The sequence below is a fragment of the Oceaniradius stylonematis genome, from assembly GCF_003149475.2.
GTDB classification, from domain to species: domain Bacteria; phylum Pseudomonadota; class Alphaproteobacteria; order Rhizobiales; family Rhizobiaceae; genus Roseitalea; species Roseitalea stylonematis.
This window is the reverse complement of record NZ_QFWV02000004.1, coordinates 423483-439850: the sequence shown is the minus strand read 5'-3', so window position 1 is coordinate 439850 and position 16368 is coordinate 423483. Positions and strand designations below refer to the sequence as shown.

The window sequence follows — 16368 nt, the reverse complement described above, 5'->3', positions numbered from 1 at the left end:
CACCACAAGGCTTTTCGGGGACCACAGACGGCGTTGGCCGAACCCCGGCCAGCGCCGGACAAAGGCACATGCACATGTCAGACACTATTTTTGCCGAGACGGCGCGTATCATCGCCGAAAAGATCGAGCGCGATCCCGCCGACATCTCTCCGGAAACGGAACTTTCGACCATCGATATCCAGTCGCTCGAACTGGCCGAAGTCATCTTCGACCTCGAGGACCGGTTCGAGATCGAGATCGAACTGAACGCCGCCGACGCATGGGAACAGCTCAAGACGGTCGGCGATGTGTGCGACGCCGTTCGCGGGCTCGTCGAAAAGAGCGCCAGCGCGTGAGCCGACCCCGCATCGTCATCACCGGGCTGGGCGGCATCAGCGCGCTCGGCACCAACGCGCCGGCAATCTGGAACGCCATGAAGACCGGCACGAACGGCATCGCGCCCATCGACATTCCCGAAAAGGACGAACTGAAGGCAAAGCTGGCAGCGCAGGTCCGCGAACTGCCGGACCATGGGTTCGAGCGCCGTCTGCTTCTGACCACCAGCCGGTTCGGCCTGCTGGCCATGATCGCCGCCAAGGAGGCCCTCTCCGACAGCGGCATCATCGACCATGGCATCGATCCGCTGCGCACCGGCGCGATCATCGGCACCGGCATATTCGGCGGCGATGTCATCGACACCAACTACAAGGCCATACTTCTGGAAAAGAAGAAGCGCACCGACATCTTCCTGGTGCCGCAGGCCATGCCGTCATCGCCCGCCGTGCACGTCTCCATGGCATTCGGGCTCAAGGGGCCGGTCTACGGCACCAGTTCGGCCTGCTCGTCCGCCAACCATGCCTTTGCCGCCGCCCTCGACACGCTGCGGGCCGGACGCGCCGACGTGATGATCGCAGGCGGCTCCGACGCTCCGCTCAATTTCGGTGTCCTGAAAGCGTGGGATTCCATGCGCATCCTGTCCCGCAATGGCTGCCGGCCCTTTTCCGCCGACCGGGACGGGCTGGTTCTGGGCGACGGCGCCGGCGCCGTGGTTCTCGAAACCGAGGATCATGCGCGGGCGCGCGGTGCGACCATCCTGGCCGAGCTGGCCGGGGCGGGCCTGACCGCCGATGCGGGAGACATCGTCGCGCCCGACATGGACGGTGCCGCGCGGGCCATGGAGCAATGCCTCGCCGACGCCGATTTGGCGCGAGGCGACGTGCAATATGTCAACGCTCATGGCACCGGCACCATGGGCAACGACAAGACGGAGACCCAGGCCATTCGCCGCGCCTTTGGCGCCCATGCCGATTCGCTGGCCGTCTCGTCAACCAAGTCGATGCATGGCCATTGCATGGGTGCGTCGGGCGCGCTCGAGATGATCGCCGCGGTGGGTACGGTGCGCGACGGCATCCTCCCGCCGACACTCGGCTACGCGAACCCCGATCCGGAATGCGATCTCGACTACGTGCCCAACAAGCCGCGCAAGGCCGATGTGGCCGCCGTGATCAGCAACTCGTTTGCGTTCGGCGGCTCCAACGCCGTGATAGCGGTCAAGCGGGCCTGAGGCTGGTGCGCAAGCGGATTTCGACGGGATCGCCCTTCGAGGAAACCGCGGGCTATTCCCGGGCGGTCGTCACCGGCAACTGGTGTTTCGTCTCCGGCACGACCGGATATGACTATGCGTCCATGGCGATGCCCGACGATGTCGCAACCCAGTGCCGCAACGCGCTTGCTACGATCGACCGGGCGCTGGACGAGGCCGGCTTTGCCCGCTCCGACATTGTTCGCGCCCGCTATGTGGTGACCGATGCGTCCTTCGCCGACATTGTGTTCCCGGTGCTGGGCGAATTCTTCGCCGGCATCCGGCCCGCAGCGGCGATGACGGTCAGTGGACTGATCAGACCGGAAATGAAGATCGAGATCGACGTGACCGCGCTGCGGGACTGAGCCATGTCTGGCAGGCGGTTCGATCGGGTCGACATCTCTTCGGAAGCCGATCTGCTCGACTGGCTGGATCGCAATCACCAGACGGCTGAAAGCGTCTGGCTGGTGCTTTGGAAGAAATCTGTTCCCGACAAGTACCTCGACCGCGAAACGCTGCTCGCGGCCATCCTGCGCTATGGCTGGATCGATTCGCTTCCGCGCAAGATGGACGGGACGCGCAGCATGCTGCTGATCTCGCCGCGCAAACCGGGCAGCGCATGGTCTGCGGTGAACAAACGCATTGTCGAACACCTTGAGACGCTCGGCTTGATGCAGCCGGCGGGCATCGCCGCCGTCGCGGCCGCGCGGACCGACGGCTCGTGGTCTTTCCTCGACGATGTCGAGCAAGGCATCATTCCCGACGATCTGATTGCCGCGCTGGAAGCGGTGCCGCAAGCGCGCGCCAACTTCGACGCCTTTCCGCCTTCGGCCCGGCGCGGGATCCTGGCGTGGATCAAGCAGGCCAAGCGGGACGAAACCCGCGCCCGGCGCATTGCCGAAACAGCCCGGCTGGCCGGACAGAACAAGCGCGCGCTCGACTGGAAGTCAAAGCAGAGCGCAAGGCGTTGAGTTGTCCGGCGCCAGCGCATAGAAGCGATCAGACTTCCTTCAAAGACGAGACCTTCCATGACAACGCGTTCGCTTTTCCTGCTGCCCGGTGACGGCATCGGCCCCGAAACCATGGCCGAGGTCGCCAAACTGATCGACCACATGAATGCGAAAGAGGGCGCCGGCTTCGTCACCGATCAGGGTCTCGTTGGCGGGTCGGCCTATGACGCCCACGGCGAAGCAATTTCCGACGCGGACATGGACAAGGCGATGGCCGCCGATGCGGTGCTGTTCGGCGCGGTCGGCGGACCGAAATGGGATGACGTTCCCTATGAGCAGCGGCCGGAAGCCGGTCTCTTGCGCTTGCGCAAGGACATGGCGCTGTTCGCCAATCTGCGTCCGGCCATCTGCTATCCGGCGCTCGCCGATGCATCCTCGCTCAAGCGCGATGTGATCGAAGGGCTCGACATCCTCATCGTCCGCGAACTGACGGGCGGCGTCTATTTCGGCGAGCCCAAGGAGATCACCGATCTGGGCAACGGCCAGAAGCGCGGTGTCGACACGCAGGTCTATGACACGTTCGAGATCGAACGCATCGCGGGGGTCGCCTTCGAACTGGCCCGCACCCGATCCAACAAGGTGTGCTCGATGGAAAAGCGCAACGTTATGAAATCGGGCGTTCTCTGGAACGAAGTCGTCACGGCGACCCATGCAGCACACTATGCCGATGTCGAACTGACCCACATGCTGGCCGACGCGGGCGGCATGCAGCTCGTGCGCTGGCCCAAGCAGTTCGACGTCATCGTCACCGACAATCTGTTCGGCGACATGCTGTCGGATGTCGCCGCGATGCTGACCGGCTCGCTCGGCATGCTGCCGTCCGCTTCGCTCGGTGCGCCCGATCCCGCGACCGGCAAGCGCAAGGCGCTCTACGAGCCCGTACACGGCTCGGCACCGGACATTGCCGGCAAGGGCATCGCCAACCCGATCGCGATGATCGCCTCGTTCGCCATGTGCCTGCGCTATTCGTTCGCCATGATCGATGAAGCCGTGCGGATCGAGGCCGCCGTCGCAAAAGTGCTCGACGATGGCCTGCGCACGGGCGACATCATGGGCGACGGCGCGCGGCCGGTCTCAACCGCCGAGATGGGTGATGCGATCGTGGCGGCCTACGCGGCCGGCTGACGGCAGGCCAAAGCTCAAGACACCAGACCTTCCGGGCAGGTCGGAACACGGTCCGACCGCCAGCCCTGCGCGGTCCAGTCAAACCCCGACCGCATGGCATCGCGGCTGGCATCCGGCCGGTCTGTTGCCGGATCGACAGCATAGAAGTCGAAGCAGTTCTCGCTGCGCTGCTTGACGATGAAGCAGCCGCCTGTCAGGTCGCCGTCGTAGAAGGTGCACAGCAGATCATCGCGCACGAACCATTCGCCCCGTGCGGCGGCGAAGTCGTCCTCATAATCGACCTCGCCATCGACCAGATAGGCTTCACGCCAGTTCACCCCGTCCTGGTAAACTCCGCGAAAGACCTTGCCGACAAACGCCGCGCTCAACCGGTCGCCCGTCAGCCGGCCGGACAGCGGTTCGCTCTGGGCCAGCGCCGGCATCCGGGCGCCAAGACAGGAGCCAAGCGCCAAGGCGACGAACACTGACGATCTCATCCCGATTGCTGCCATGGTCTGAGCCTATCAGACCGCCGGGTCGATTGACATTCGGCGCGCATTCCGGCACTAGGCGGCCACCATGCGCACCATGATCAAGAAGACCACGACGATCTGACCCGTTCCGCCCCACACTCTCCCGGGGGCGGGAAGAGTGGCGCACGACCGCAAGTGGGGAGACAGGAGACGGGAACCATGGGTTTCACAATCGCCATCGCAGGCGCGACCGGTAACGTCGGCCGCGAAATGCTCGACATCCTTGCCGAACGCGGCTTTCCGGCGGACACGATCGTGCCGCTCGCCTCGNTTCTCCACCACAGACATCTGCCTGATGAGCGCCGGCGGATCGGTGTCCAAGGAATGGGCGCCCAGGATCGGCGCGGCCGGATGCGTGGTCATCGATAACTCGTCCGCGTTCCGATACGACCCCGACGTGCCGCTGATCGTGCCCGAGGTGAATGCCGACGCGATCGAAGGCTTCACGAAGAAGAACATCATCGCCAACCCGAACTGCTCGACGGCCCAGCTCGTCGTCGCGCTCAAGCCGCTGCACGACGCAGCCACCATCAAGCGGGTTGTCGTCGCCACCTATCAGTCGGTCTCCGGCGCGGGCAAGGAAGGCATGGACGAGCTGTTCGCGCAGACCCGTGCGGTCTATGTGGCCGATCCGGTGGAAGCCAAGAAGTTCACAAAGCGGATCGCCTTCAACGTCATTCCCCATATCGACGCCTTCATGGAAGACGGCTCGACCAAGGAGGAATGGAAGGTGATGGCCGAAACCAAGAAGATGCTCGACCCGAAGATCAAGGTCACCTGCACCGCAGTGCGGGTGCCGGTGTTCATCGGCCATTCCGAAGCGGTCAACATCGAGTTCGAAAACGAGATCACCGCCGATCAGGCGCGGGAGATCCTGCGCGAGGCGCCGGGCTGTCTTGTCGTCGACAAGCATGAGGATGGCGGCTACACCACGCCTTACGAATCCGCAGGCGAGGATGCGACCTACATCTCGCGCATCCGCGAGGATCAGACCGTCGACAACGGGCTGAATATGTGGGTCGTCTCCGACAATCTGCGCAAGGGTGCCGCGCTCAACACAGTCCAGATCGCCGAAATTCTCGTCAATCGCGGCCTGATCACCCCGAAACGGCAAGCGGCCTGATACGGGGTCCACGACCCGCAAGAATCGGGTGGCATTGAAGCGTTGCGACAATCATCCTGGGCGTCCTGAACAACGAGGACGCCCATGACCTTCCAGATCCACGCGCTGTCGCCCGAACCCTTCGAGACACTGCTGGCGATGGACGACGCCGAGCTGTCCGAACGCCGCGCCTGCTGGCGGACCGCCGACTGCGAACCGGGTTATCCGTGCCGGGTCAGTCTTGAAGATGCTGAGGCCGGCGAACGGCTGCTGCTCGCCAATTTCGAGCATCTGGGCGAGGAGACACCGTACCGTGCCAGCCACGCCGTGTTCGTGCGAGCCGGCGCCCGTCAGGCGCGACCGGAACCGGGTTCGATCCCCGATGTGATCGGCCGCCGTCTCATATCGGTCCGCGGTTTCGATGCAGACTGGATGATGGTGGCAGCCGACGTGGTCGAGGGCGCAAACCTTGACGCCACGATCGGCACCATGCTGGCCGACCCGGACATCGCCGAACTGCATCTGCACATCGCCAAGCCGGGATGCTACCTGGCGCGTGCGACGCGCGCCTGAGCGGTCAATCTACTCTGCCGCCTTGGGGAACGGCCTGACATCGTCGGGCAATTCCTCGGGCATGGGTTCGGCACGCTCCGGTTTCCCGGCCGGTTCGGTGGTCTCGTGCTGCGGCGCGGCGGCTGGCGCTTTCGCCGTTTTCCGGCGCAGCCGTGTCCGCACCCATCGGCCAAAGCGGGTGAGGAAGTGACCGGCCGCAAGACTCTCATTGTCGCGGGTGAAGATCATCAGCGCGGCGGGCGTGACAACCAGCGTCAGGATCGTCGAGAAGGCCAGCCCGAACACGATTGCACTTGACAGGGCGATCCACCATTGGGTGGAAGGCGCACCGATCGTCACCTCGTGGCTGAGAAGCGCCAGATTGACGCCGAATGCGATCGGCAGAACGCCCAGGATCGCGGTCACGGCGGTCAGCATGACCGGCCGCACGCGTTCCCGGCACGTCTCCAGCACCGCTTCCATCTTGTCGACGCCCTTGTTGCGAAGATGCGCATAGGTGTCGATCAAGACAATGTTGTTGTTCACCACCACACCGGCCAGCGCGATGGTGCCGACCGCCGTCATCACGATGGAAAACGGCATCTCCATCACGACCAGACCCAGGAGCACCCCGATGGTCGACATGACCACCGCCGAAAGGACCAGCCAGACATAGGTGAACTTGTTGAACTGGGCGAGCAGCAGCGCAAAGATCAGGAAGATGGCAACGCCGAACGCCTGGCCGAGGAACGCCGCCGCCTCGTCGCTCTCCTGGTCGGAGCCAACCATCTCCCAGCGAATGTTGGGCGGAAGGTCCATCGAAGCCATGTGCTCGGCCACCTGCGCCTGCAGCACGGAGTCCTGAACGCCTTCGACCAGGTTCGATTCGACCGTGATCGTCCGGGCGCCGTCGATGCGCGTCAACGTGCCGAGCGATGCCGCGGGCTCGCGGCTGACGAAATTGGACAGGGGCACCGAGCCGGCTGCCGTCTCGACACGCAATTCGTCCAGCGTCGACAAGGTCCGCCGGTCCTCGGGAAGCCGCAGGCGGATGTCGACCGCATCGTCGGTGCCGGCGGGACGATAGTCGGAGAGTTTGAGGCCCGTCGTTACGAGCTGCACCACACGGCCGACCGAATCGGGGCCCAGTCCGAATTTCGCCGCCTCGGTCCGGTCCACCTTGAGCTCCCAGTCGATGCTCAGGGGCGGCAGCCCCGTGTCCAGATCGATGATTTCCGGAAGCGTATCCAGATAGGCGCCGACATTGGCCGCCGCCTCTTCAAGGCCGGTCGGATCGTCCGCGGAAAGGCGGACCTGGATGGGACGGCCCTGTGGCGGTCCGGCATCGGGCACCGAGATCTCGATGTTGACGCCCGCCACATCGGCGAACTGTGCGCGCAGATCGGTGAGAATATCGCTGGCCGGCTTGCGCTCGCGCCAGTCGATGAATTCGTACTGGATCGTGCCGATCGTGTCCTCTGAACCGCCGGACCCAAGTTGCAGGCCGCCGCGGCTCGATCCGACACGGGTGTAGACGGTCTCGACACCGGGCCATGACAGCAGCCGCTCCTCGGCGCGCCGGACCAAATCGTCCTGCTCCTCCAGCGAAAGGTTGCCCCGCGCCTTGACATAGAGAAGGCCGTATTCGGGCTCGACCGAGGGGAAGAACTCGACGCCATTGTTGTTCTGCATGTAGGTGGTGACCACACCGCCCATCAGGGCGGCCACCAGGAAGATCGTCAGGATCGGATAGCGCACCGCCTTCTTGATGACGGCCATGTAGAAGCCGTCCGGCTTGCGCTTCTGCACAGCTGCCTTGCCGACGATGGAACCGATGGTCGGCGCGAACAACAGCGCATAGATGGTCGACGCCGACAGCGTCGCGATCAGCGTGATCGGCATGTAACTCATGAATTCGCCGACAATGCCCGGCCAGAACAGCAGCGGCGAAAACGCGGCGATGCGCGTAAGGGTCGAGACGACCACCGGGCCGAACATGCGCCGGGCTGCTTCGGCAAAAGCGGGCGGAGCGGCAACCCCCTCCGCCATCCGCCGTTCCGCATATTCGGTGACGATGATCGCATCGTCGACGAGCATGCCGACCGCCAGGATCAGGCTGAACAGGACGACGATGTTCACGGTGTAGCCGGCGATCGACAGGAACATGATCCCCATCAGGAACGATGTGGGAATGGCAAGGCCGATGAGCAGCGACGAGCGGAAGCCGAGATAGAACAGGATCACCATGAAGACGAGCAGAACCGCGGTCAGAACGGAGTTCTGCAGGTCCGCCAGAAGGGTCCGGATGTCCGTCGACTTGTCCTGGCTGAACGTGATCTCGACGCCTTGCGGCAATTCGGCCTGGAAGGCGTTGGCCTCCGCCTTGACCGCATCGACGGTGGCGATCAGGTTCGCGCCGGCGCGCTTGGACACCTCGATGGCGATTGCCGGTTTGCCGTTCAGGCGCGCCAGCGTTTCACGGTCCTCGAACGTGTTGCGGATCGTGGCCAGATCCCGCGCCCGCACCACCGCATTGCCGTTGACGGCAATAGGCAGGTTGGCAATGTCTTCGATGGTCTCGATCAGCGCCGGCACCTTGACGGCGTACTGGCCCTGATCGCCCTGCAGCGTTCCGGCGGCGACCAGCTGGTTGTTGGTACTGACCCCGCCGATCAGTGCATCGAGCTGCAGATTGTAGGACGACAGCTTGACCGGATCGATGATGACGTCGACTTGCTCCTTGCGTGAGCCCTGGAGCGTTGCTTCGAGAACGCCGGATACCTCTTCGAGCCTGTCGCGCAATTCGCGCGCCGTTCGCGTCAAAACGCGCTCCGGTGCGTCGCCCGACAGCGTGACGACCAGAACCGGGAACTCGGAGATGTTGACCTCGGCGACGGTTGGCTCGTCGGTGCCGGCGGGGAACTCGCCCTTGACCTGGTCGACCTCGGTGCGCACATCGTCGAGCGCCGTGCCTAGATCGGCGCTGGGGTCGAACTCGACCACCACATTGCCGCCGCCCTGATAGGCGCTGGCGGTGATCGTATCGACTCCCTTGATGTTCTGCAGTTCCGATTCGAGCGGCCTGATCAGCAGGCGCTCGGCATCTTCGGGCGACACGCCTTGCAGCGAAAGGCCCACATAGACGACCGGAAACTGGACATCGGGCTCGGCTTCCTTGGGGATGCTGATATAGGACAGCGAGCCCGCCATCAGGAAGAAGAGCAGGGTGACGATCGTCAGCCGCGCGTTCTTGACGGCAAGCTCCAGCAATCCCATCATTGGCTTGCAGCCTCGCCGCTTGCTTCGGCGATCAGCCGTTCAATGACCGCGCTGTCCGCTTCGACCGGGATGACGGCCTGTCCGTCGCTGACGAAGTTCTGCCCGACGACGATGATCCGCGCACCTTTCGGGATACCGCCAAGCAGCAGCGCGTCAGTCGAATCATCGACCAGATCGATCGGATAGAACACCACCTTGTTGTCCTCATCCACCGCACGCACGCCCAGTTCGCCCGCATCATCGAGCGTGACGACCGAACGCGGCAGAGGTGTAGCGACCACAGGCTCGCCGCGCAGGATCACTTCGGCGGTCATGCCGGCCGGCACGGCAAGGTCGGGGTTCGGCGCCTCGACCTCGACGGTGAAAGTCCGGGTGGACGATTGCGCCTCGCGGCTGATGAAACGGATCGTTCCGTCGATCACGTCGCCCGTCACAAGGCGCAATTGCGCTGTGCCGCCGACGCGAATGGTGTTGAGATCGCTTTCATTGACTTCGCCAATGCCGATGATGGGATCGAGCGCGATCAGATTGGCCACCGGCGTGCCCTGATCGACCGAGCTTCCCTGCTCGACCATCACATTGTCGACGACGCCGCCGAACGGTGCTGTGACATCCAGCCGTTCCAGTTCGGCGAGGGCGGCCTCATATTGGCTTTCGGCCAGCCGCAGCGCAGAGCGCTGCTGGTCCAGTTGCAGGCGCGGCAATGTTCCGCGTTCCACCAGTTCCTCGCGCGCGGCAAACTCCGCGCGCGCCTGTTCCAGCGCCGCCTCGGCACTGCGCACCGCCGCATCGCGGCCCTCCGGCGCAATCCGCGCCACCATGTCGCCTTTCGCGACGATATCGCCCTGCTCGACGAGCAGTTCGGCGATAACGCCGCCGGCGCGTGCGGTCATGTTGGTGCGCTTGTCGGCCTGGGTGACACCGGAGACGCGCACGGTGCGGGCATGCTCGATACTCGGAATGACCGCGACCGCCACGGACTGCTCGGGCCGCGTGTCGGCGGTCGCGGCATCGGAGGAAGTGTCGGTCTCGGTGATGGCCGGAGCTTCAGCGCCGTCCTGGTCCGACGCGCTGCCGACCGATGAGAAGTCGCCGGTCAGTACCCAGGCGGCCGAGGCGACAAACACCAATATCGCCGCGTAACGATGCGCTCTCATCAATCAATCCAACACGAATTCTTGCCCGCCGCCGGGCTGTTCAAGGCGTCTGTACGTAAGACCGGCCGATTGGACCGGCAATCAATCACACATTGCGCCGCAATATAAGATTGAAACGCACGCATTGGTAGTGTCTGCTGACAATTTGACAAAATAACAAAAAACGTCATACAGTCAAGCCAACATGCTCCACATCATTCCAGAGGACAAGCGCAGCAAGATCCTGCAATCGGCCTTCGAAGTATTCGTGACCTACGGGTTCCGGAAGACCTCGATGGACGACATCGCGCGACAGGCGGGCATGTCGCGGCCGGCGCTGTATCAGGTTTTCCGCAACAAGACGGAGATTTTCCGAGGGCTGGCCGAAGAGATGATGAGCGGCGCGGCCGCGAAGGCGGGCGCGGCACTGGCCAGGCCCGGATCGTTTCACGACCGGCTGAAGGCGGCGATCAACGATTCCATCCTCGACGTACACCGCTTCATCGAACAGACCCCGCACGGTCTGGAATTGATGGGCGTCAATGACGAGATCGCCGCCGACATCGAGGAGCGCTGGTGCGATGTGATGATCGACGTGATCGCGCGCGGCATCAAATCAGCGGTCGATGATGGCGAACTCGATCTGTCGCGGACCGGCGCCACCCCCGAATCGGCCGCACGTATCTTCATGCAGGCCATGGAGGGGGTGAAAAGCGACGCCATGCGGGGCAAGGCCATCGAGCATTACGTCGAGGCGCTGGTGCGGTTCGTCTCCGGAGCCCTTGCCGCCGGCCGGCCCTGAGGGCCCCTGCCGCTGTCTTCCTGAAGGTTCGCATCTAGGGTCCCGACCCTAGGTGTCAGGCGATCTGCCGATGCGCCTGACGGCGTCGCGCATCCTGGCGCCTATCGGCTCACGCTTTCTGGCCGGCAGAATGTCTGCCTGCAGTTCGGCGCTGAGATCGAGCGTCGGTCGCTCGCCGATATCGTCGAAATGCGCATCGAGAAAATCTTTCGCCGCCGCACGGCCGGCGTCCCGCAGATCGGTGAGGAACGACCATTCCGCATTGAGCTTCGACGAGGCCGACAAGGTTTCGACCACTGGATCGGCAGCGATCCTGTGCATGCGGATGGATCGGTAGTCGGTGCCCGCCAGCCGCCCGTCACGCTTCAGCCGCCGAATGAACTCGATGGCGCGAAACTCGCGCAACAGCCCGGAATTGAACGTGATTTCGTTCATCCGGTCCTGAATTTCCTGGGCGGTCCGCGGTGTCGTTTCGCGTTCGATCGGGTTGATCTGCACCAGAAGGCAGTCTTCCGTTTCGGTTTCGTAGAAAAACGGAAACAGCACGGGGTTGCCGCCAAATCCGCCATCCCAGTACGGAACGCCGTCGATCTCGACCGCCTTGAACAGCATCGGAAGACAGGCCGATGCCATGACCGCATCGATGCTGATCTCCTGGCCGGAAAAGACCCGCACCTTTCCAGTGTGGACATTGGTCGCCGACACGAACACCTTGAACGCGTCACAGCCGTGCACAAGGTCGAAATCGACTTCCGACGCAACCACGTCGCGCAGCGGATTGATGTCCAGCAGGTTGGTGTCGTAGGGCGAAAAAACGCGACTGAAAATATCGAAGAGCCGGTAGCTCGGTGAGTTTTCATACCCGTAATTGCCGAACCACAAATCCATCGGTGTCCGCTGGATCGGCGAGAACCGGCCCTTGCGCGCCACCGCCGCCCAGAAGTCGTGCAGGCTCTGCCGCGCGGTCTCGGGACCGCCGCCGGCCCATCCGGCAGCCAGGGCGACCGCGTTCATCGCTCCGGCGCTGGTCCCCGAAATGCCGTCGAACGCCAGCCGGCCGTCCTCGAGAAGCGCATCGAGCACGCCCCAGGAGAACGCGCCATGAGAGCCTCCGCCCTGCAAGGCGAGATTGATGCGCTTGGGAGCGGTTTCGCCGTTTGGTTTGGACACGGCAGGTTGCCTCTTCAATCGGTGGTCAGAGCGCCGTCCAGCCGCCATCGACGGAAATCGTCGTGCCGGTGATCTGGCGGGCGTGGTCGGAACACAGGAAGACCACGGTTCCACCCAGTTCCTCCACCGTGGCGAACTCGCGGGTCGGCTGGCGCTGCAGCATGACCTTGTCCAGCACCTCCTGCCGATCCATGCCGTGCGCTTTCATCTGATCCTCGATCTGGTTCTCGACCAGCGGTGTCAGCACATAGCCCGGGCAGATCGCGTTGCAGGTCGCGGCAAGTTTGGCCTCGGCGAACTCCAGCGCGATCGTCTTGGTCAGCCCGACAATGCCGTGCTTTGCGGCGATATAGGCCGACTTGTACGGCGAAGCCGTCAGCCCGTGCGCCGAGGCGATGTTGACGATCCGGCCCCAGCCCTTGTTCTTCATCATCGGAATGGTCGCCGCCGCCGTGTGGAAAGCCGACGACAGATTGATTGCGATGATCGCGTCCCATTTCTCCGTCGGAAACTCCTCGACCGGCGCCACATGCTGGATGCCGGCATTGTTGACGAGGATGTCGACCGATCCGAAACGTTCGGCCGCCTTGTCCACCAGCATGCGCGATTGATCGGCTTTCGAGAGGTCTGCCTGGATGTACACGGTCTCATTGCCGGCGCTCGCGGCGATCTCCCTGGCCAGCGCATGATCATCGTCCGTATCGGTGTAGGAATTGAGCACCACATTGTGCCCTTCGGCGGCGAGCGCCCGGGCTATGCCCAACCCGATACCGGAATTGGAACCCGTGACGATGGCGGTCTTGAGTGCGTCGCTGGCCATGCTTGTCCCCGTTTGCGATGCTGTCGTTGCGGTGCAACATAGGCCGGCGATAAAGGCTTGTCATCGCCCTGGCATGATTGTGATGACAGTTTGCCGCCGCCAGCCGGCCGCCAAGACGGCGCCGATTGCGGCGCGTCATCGAAGCCGCTAGAACCGGAGCGGATCAAACAAGAAACCGTCATGAACACTTTGGCAGCTCCTCTTCCGAGACGAAAATCGGTTCCCGTCAATGTCGGCGGCGTCGTCGTCGGCGGCGATGCAACGGTCATGGTCCAGTCCATGACCAACACCGATACCGCCGATATCGACGCGACGGTCGCCCAGTGTGCCGCGCTGCACAGAGCCGGATCGGAAGTGGTCCGCATCACTGTCGACCGCGACGAAAGCGCCGCCGCCGTGCCGAGAATTCGCGAACGGCTGGAGCGGCTTGGCCATGACGTGCCGCTCGTCGGCGACTTCCATTACATCGGCCACAAGCTTCTGGCCGATCATCCGGCCTGTGCCGAGGCGCTGGCCAAATACCGCATCAATCCGGGCAATGTCGGCTTCAGGGACAAGCGCGACCGGCAGTTCATCGAGATCGTCGAAATGGCGATCCGTCATGACAAGCCCGTGCGCATCGGCGTCAATTGGGGCTCGCTGGACCAGGAACTGCTGACACGCCTGATGGACGAAAATCAGAAGAAGGGTTTCCCGATGTCCGCCGATGAGGTGACGCGGGAAGCCATCGTCCGGTCGGCACTGCTGTCGGCCGAACTCGCCGAACAGACCGGGTTGCCGCGCAACAAGATCCTTTTGTCGGCAAAGGTTTCGCGCGTTCAGGACCTGATCGCCGTCTACACCGACCTGGCAGCGCGCTGCGACCACGCCCTGCATCTGGGCCTGACGGAAGCCGGCATGGGGTCCAAGGGCATCGTCGCCTCCTCGGCGGCGCTTGCCGTTCTGCTCCAACAGGGTATCGGCGACACGATCCGCATTTCCCTGACGCCGGAGCCCGGCGGCGACCGCACCAAGGAAGTTCAGGTCGCGCAGGAGTTGCTCCAGTCCATGGGATTCCGGCAGTTCGTACCGCTTGTTGCCGCCTGCCCAGGCTGCGGCCGTACGACATCGACGGTGTTTCAGGAACTGGCCCGCAAGATCGAGGACGATCTTCGGCGCAACATGCCCGTCTGGCGCCAAAAATATCCAGGCGTCGAGGAGCTCAAGGTCGCGGTCATGGGCTGCATCGTCAACGGACCGGGAGAATCCAAGCACGCCGACATCGGCATTTCGCTGCCGGGCACGGGCGAAACACCCGCCGCGCCGGTCTTCGTCGACGGCAAGAAGGCCGCCACGCTGCGCGGCGACGACATTGCGGGCAAGTTCGAGGCAATGGTCACCGACTATATCGAGGCACGCTTCGGCGAAGGCGGCAAGGATGCCGCCCCTTGAGGTCAAGCCAAAGCCTGTAGCTTCGTCGCTCATTGCGGCGCTGTTGACTTGTTTCGCCACCGCAACAAGTTGGGCAATCGAAGATGACTCGTTCGAAGAAGTCGATCACGGAGCGATTTGTTCGCTGATCGAACGCGAAGCGCACCGCAACGGTCTGCCGCCGGCCTTTTTTGCCCGCCTGATCTGGAAGGAAAGCCGGTTCGATGCACTGGCCGTGTCCCCCAAGGGCGCCGAGGGCATCGCCCAGTTCATGCCGGCGACCGCCGAACGGCGCGGCCTCGACAACAGTTTCGACCCGACTGAGGCCTTGCCCGCCTCCGCGACCTACCTTGCCGCGCTGCGTCTGCAGTTCGGCAATCTCGGCCTTGCCGCCGCGGCGTACAATGCCGGCGAGGCGCGCATCGATCGTTGGCTGGTGGGTGCTTCGACGCTGCCGCTTGAAACCGAGGATTACGTACTGTCGATCACCGGTGAACCCGCCGAGATTTTCATCGAACGACGCCGCGAGATCCGCGACCATCCTCTTGAGGAGGGAAAACCCTTCGGCGATTCATGCGTGCGGATGGCATCGGCGGCGGGGTTCGGCGTTGCCGGCCTGGCCCAGGCTCCGGTCAAGCCATGGGGCGTGCAGGTTGCCGGCGGTTACAGGCGCGCGGCCGTGATGCGGCAGTGGGACCGAATCAAGCGCAGACACAGCACGCTGCTGGCCGGTTTGCCGGTTGATATCGGACGCCACAGGAGCCCGCTCGGACCGAAACCGATTTACGCGGTGCGGATCGGCGCGGATTCGCGGATCGAAGCCAATGCGATCTGCGGGCGGCTGCGCGCCGCCGGCAGCGCCTGTGTCATCAAGAGGAACTGAATCCGGCTAATTTGTACGGTAGGCGATGAAGCGTGCGGCGCCGCACAGAACCGCGGCCCGTGCACCGAAAGGCTCGAGCAACGCTTCGGCTTCCGCGACATGGGCATCGAGCCGGGCGCGGGCCCAATCGACACCGTGCATGCCGACCAGCGTCTGCTTTCCGGCAGCGGCGTCCTTGCCCGTCGCCTTGCCCATCGAGGCACTGTCGGCGGTCACGTCCAGAAGATCGTCGGCCAGTTGAAACGCCAGCCCAATCACTTCGCCGAAGCGGCGCATGCGCGCCCTCTCTGTTCCGCCGGCCGCGATCGCACCGGCTTCGCATGCATAGCGGATCAGCGCGCCCGTCTTCATGGCGTGGATGGTCGTGATCATGTCGGACGCAGCATCGCCATGCTCGAGCGACAGATCGAGCATTTGCCCGCCGACCATCCCGCCGAGCCCCGCCGAGCGGGCCAGAAGCAACACCAGTTCGCTGCGCCTCTCGGCCGGCAATCCAGCCGAGCCCGATATGGTCAGATCGAACGCCAGCGTCACAAGCGCATCGCCCGCAAGGATTGCCGTCGCCTCATCGAATTTGCGATGCACGGTGGGCTGGCCGCGACGCAGATCGTCGTCATCCATCGACGGCAGATCGTCATGAACCAGCGAATAGCAGTGCACGAGCTCGAGCCCGGCCGCCGCTCCGAGAACGGCATCGTCCGAACCGCCCAGAAGCGCGTTGACTTCGAACAGGAGAAACGGCCGCAGTCTTTTTCCGCCATTGAGAACTGCATGACGCATCGCCGCCAGCAATCGCTCGGGCCGCTCGGTTTCGTGATCGCGCGGGTCGGCCGACAATTGCGTGTCGAGAAACGCCTCGACAAGGACTGCGCGATCGGAAAGGGACTGACGGAAGGCATCATGATCGGACATGGCTTGCTTTTGGCGTTTTCGTCTCCGATCTGCAATAAGCCTTGTACATGCAGGCGATTGATCGTCCTCAGTCGCCGCAGCGCAACCAAGCAGC

16 protein-coding genes are annotated in these 16368 nt (G+C 63.7%); 10 read left to right on the top strand and 6 right to left on the bottom strand.

Going from position 1 to position 16368, the window contains the following annotated elements; translation table 11 throughout:
• Positions 1-74 precede the first annotated feature (74 nt).
• From DEM25_RS05745 to leuB, 5 genes are read left to right on the top strand one after another with little or no spacing between them, the layout of a single operon-like run.
• A complete protein-coding gene (locus tag DEM25_RS05745; RefSeq protein ID WP_109768389.1) occupies positions 75-335 on the top strand; it encodes a phosphopantetheine-binding protein in 261 nt (86 codons plus the stop codon).
• A complete protein-coding gene (locus tag DEM25_RS05740; protein ID WP_245412771.1) occupies positions 332-1543 on the top strand; it encodes a beta-ketoacyl-[acyl-carrier-protein] synthase family protein in 1212 nt (403 codons plus the stop codon). Before DEM25_RS05745 ends, DEM25_RS05740 begins: the two co-directional genes overlap by 4 nt.
• 2 nt (positions 1544-1545) lie before the next feature.
• A complete protein-coding gene (locus DEM25_RS05735) occupies positions 1546-1926 on the top strand; it encodes a RidA family protein (protein ID WP_196780323.1) in 381 nt (126 codons plus the stop codon).
• Positions 1927-1929: 3 nt separating this feature from the next.
• Positions 1930-2532, top strand: coding sequence for a YdeI/OmpD-associated family protein (locus DEM25_RS05730; RefSeq protein WP_109768333.1), 603 nt, complete (start codon positions 1930-1932; stop codon positions 2530-2532).
• A gap of 57 nt (positions 2533-2589) precedes the next feature.
• Positions 2590-3696 (top strand): 3-isopropylmalate dehydrogenase, encoded by a 1107-nt coding sequence (leuB, locus tag DEM25_RS05725; protein WP_109768334.1) that lies wholly within the window; start codon positions 2590-2592, stop codon positions 3694-3696.
• A 14-nt stretch (positions 3697-3710) separates the two neighbouring features.
• Here leuB and DEM25_RS05720 read toward each other — a convergent pair whose 3' ends face one another.
• Positions 3711-4172, bottom strand: coding sequence for a hypothetical protein (locus DEM25_RS05720; protein WP_147393277.1), 462 nt, complete (start codon positions 4170-4172; stop codon positions 3711-3713).
• Positions 4173-4326: 154 nt separating this feature from the next.
• Between DEM25_RS05720 and DEM25_RS05715 the strand changes: the two genes are divergently transcribed.
• On the top strand, positions 4327-5331 hold the full coding sequence (locus DEM25_RS05715; protein ID WP_245412770.1) for an aspartate-semialdehyde dehydrogenase: 1005 nt from the start codon (positions 4327-4329) through the stop codon (positions 5329-5331).
• Positions 5332-5415: 84 nt separating this feature from the next.
• Complete coding sequence (locus tag DEM25_RS05710) at positions 5416-5883, top strand: DUF1203 domain-containing protein (protein ID WP_109768337.1); 468 nt, start codon at positions 5416-5418, stop codon at positions 5881-5883.
• A 9-nt stretch (positions 5884-5892) separates the two neighbouring features.
• Here the strand turns inward: DEM25_RS05710 and DEM25_RS05705 are convergent, their stop codons facing one another.
• Positions 5893-9138, bottom strand: coding sequence for an efflux RND transporter permease subunit (locus tag DEM25_RS05705; protein ID WP_109768390.1), 3246 nt, complete (start codon positions 9136-9138; stop codon positions 5893-5895).
• A complete protein-coding gene (locus DEM25_RS05700; protein ID WP_109768338.1) occupies positions 9138-10298 on the bottom strand; it encodes an efflux RND transporter periplasmic adaptor subunit in 1161 nt (386 codons plus the stop codon). The genes DEM25_RS05705 and DEM25_RS05700 overlap by 1 nt, the downstream gene beginning before the upstream one ends.
• 184 nt (positions 10299-10482) lie before the next feature.
• On the opposite strand from DEM25_RS05700, the gene DEM25_RS05695 reads away from it, so the two are divergent.
• Entirely contained in the window at positions 10483-11079 is a 597-nt protein-coding gene (locus DEM25_RS05695; protein WP_109768339.1) for a TetR/AcrR family transcriptional regulator, read from the top strand.
• A gap of 48 nt (positions 11080-11127) precedes the next feature.
• Here DEM25_RS05695 and DEM25_RS05690 read toward each other — a convergent pair whose 3' ends face one another.
• Together DEM25_RS05690 and DEM25_RS05685 are read right to left on the bottom strand one after the other, a co-directional pair.
• Positions 11128-12249 carry a patatin-like phospholipase family protein gene (locus tag DEM25_RS05690; protein WP_245412769.1) on the bottom strand — a complete coding sequence of 374 codons (1122 nt, stop codon included), beginning with the start codon at positions 12247-12249 and terminating at the stop codon, positions 11128-11130.
• 25 nt (positions 12250-12274) lie between these two features.
• Positions 12275-13069 carry a 3-hydroxybutyrate dehydrogenase gene (locus DEM25_RS05685; protein ID WP_109768341.1) on the bottom strand — a complete coding sequence of 265 codons (795 nt, stop codon included), beginning with the start codon at positions 13067-13069 and terminating at the stop codon, positions 12275-12277.
• 180 nt (positions 13070-13249) lie between these two features.
• Between DEM25_RS05685 and ispG the strand changes: the two genes are divergently transcribed.
• Both ispG and DEM25_RS05675 read left to right on the top strand, forming a co-directional pair.
• Positions 13250-14500, top strand: a complete 1251-nt coding sequence (ispG, locus tag DEM25_RS05680; protein ID WP_109768391.1) for a flavodoxin-dependent (E)-4-hydroxy-3-methylbut-2-enyl-diphosphate synthase — start codon at positions 13250-13252, stop codon at positions 14498-14500.
• Positions 14487-15362: a lytic transglycosylase domain-containing protein gene (locus tag DEM25_RS05675; RefSeq protein ID WP_109768342.1), complete on the top strand. Its 876-nt coding sequence runs from the start codon at positions 14487-14489 to the stop codon at positions 15360-15362. The genes ispG and DEM25_RS05675 overlap by 14 nt, the downstream gene beginning before the upstream one ends.
• Before the next feature lie 6 nt (positions 15363-15368).
• Here DEM25_RS05675 and DEM25_RS05670 read toward each other — a convergent pair whose 3' ends face one another.
• A complete protein-coding gene (locus DEM25_RS05670) occupies positions 15369-16274 on the bottom strand; it encodes a polyprenyl synthetase family protein (RefSeq protein ID WP_109768343.1) in 906 nt (301 codons plus the stop codon).
• Positions 16275-16368 lie beyond the last annotated feature (94 nt).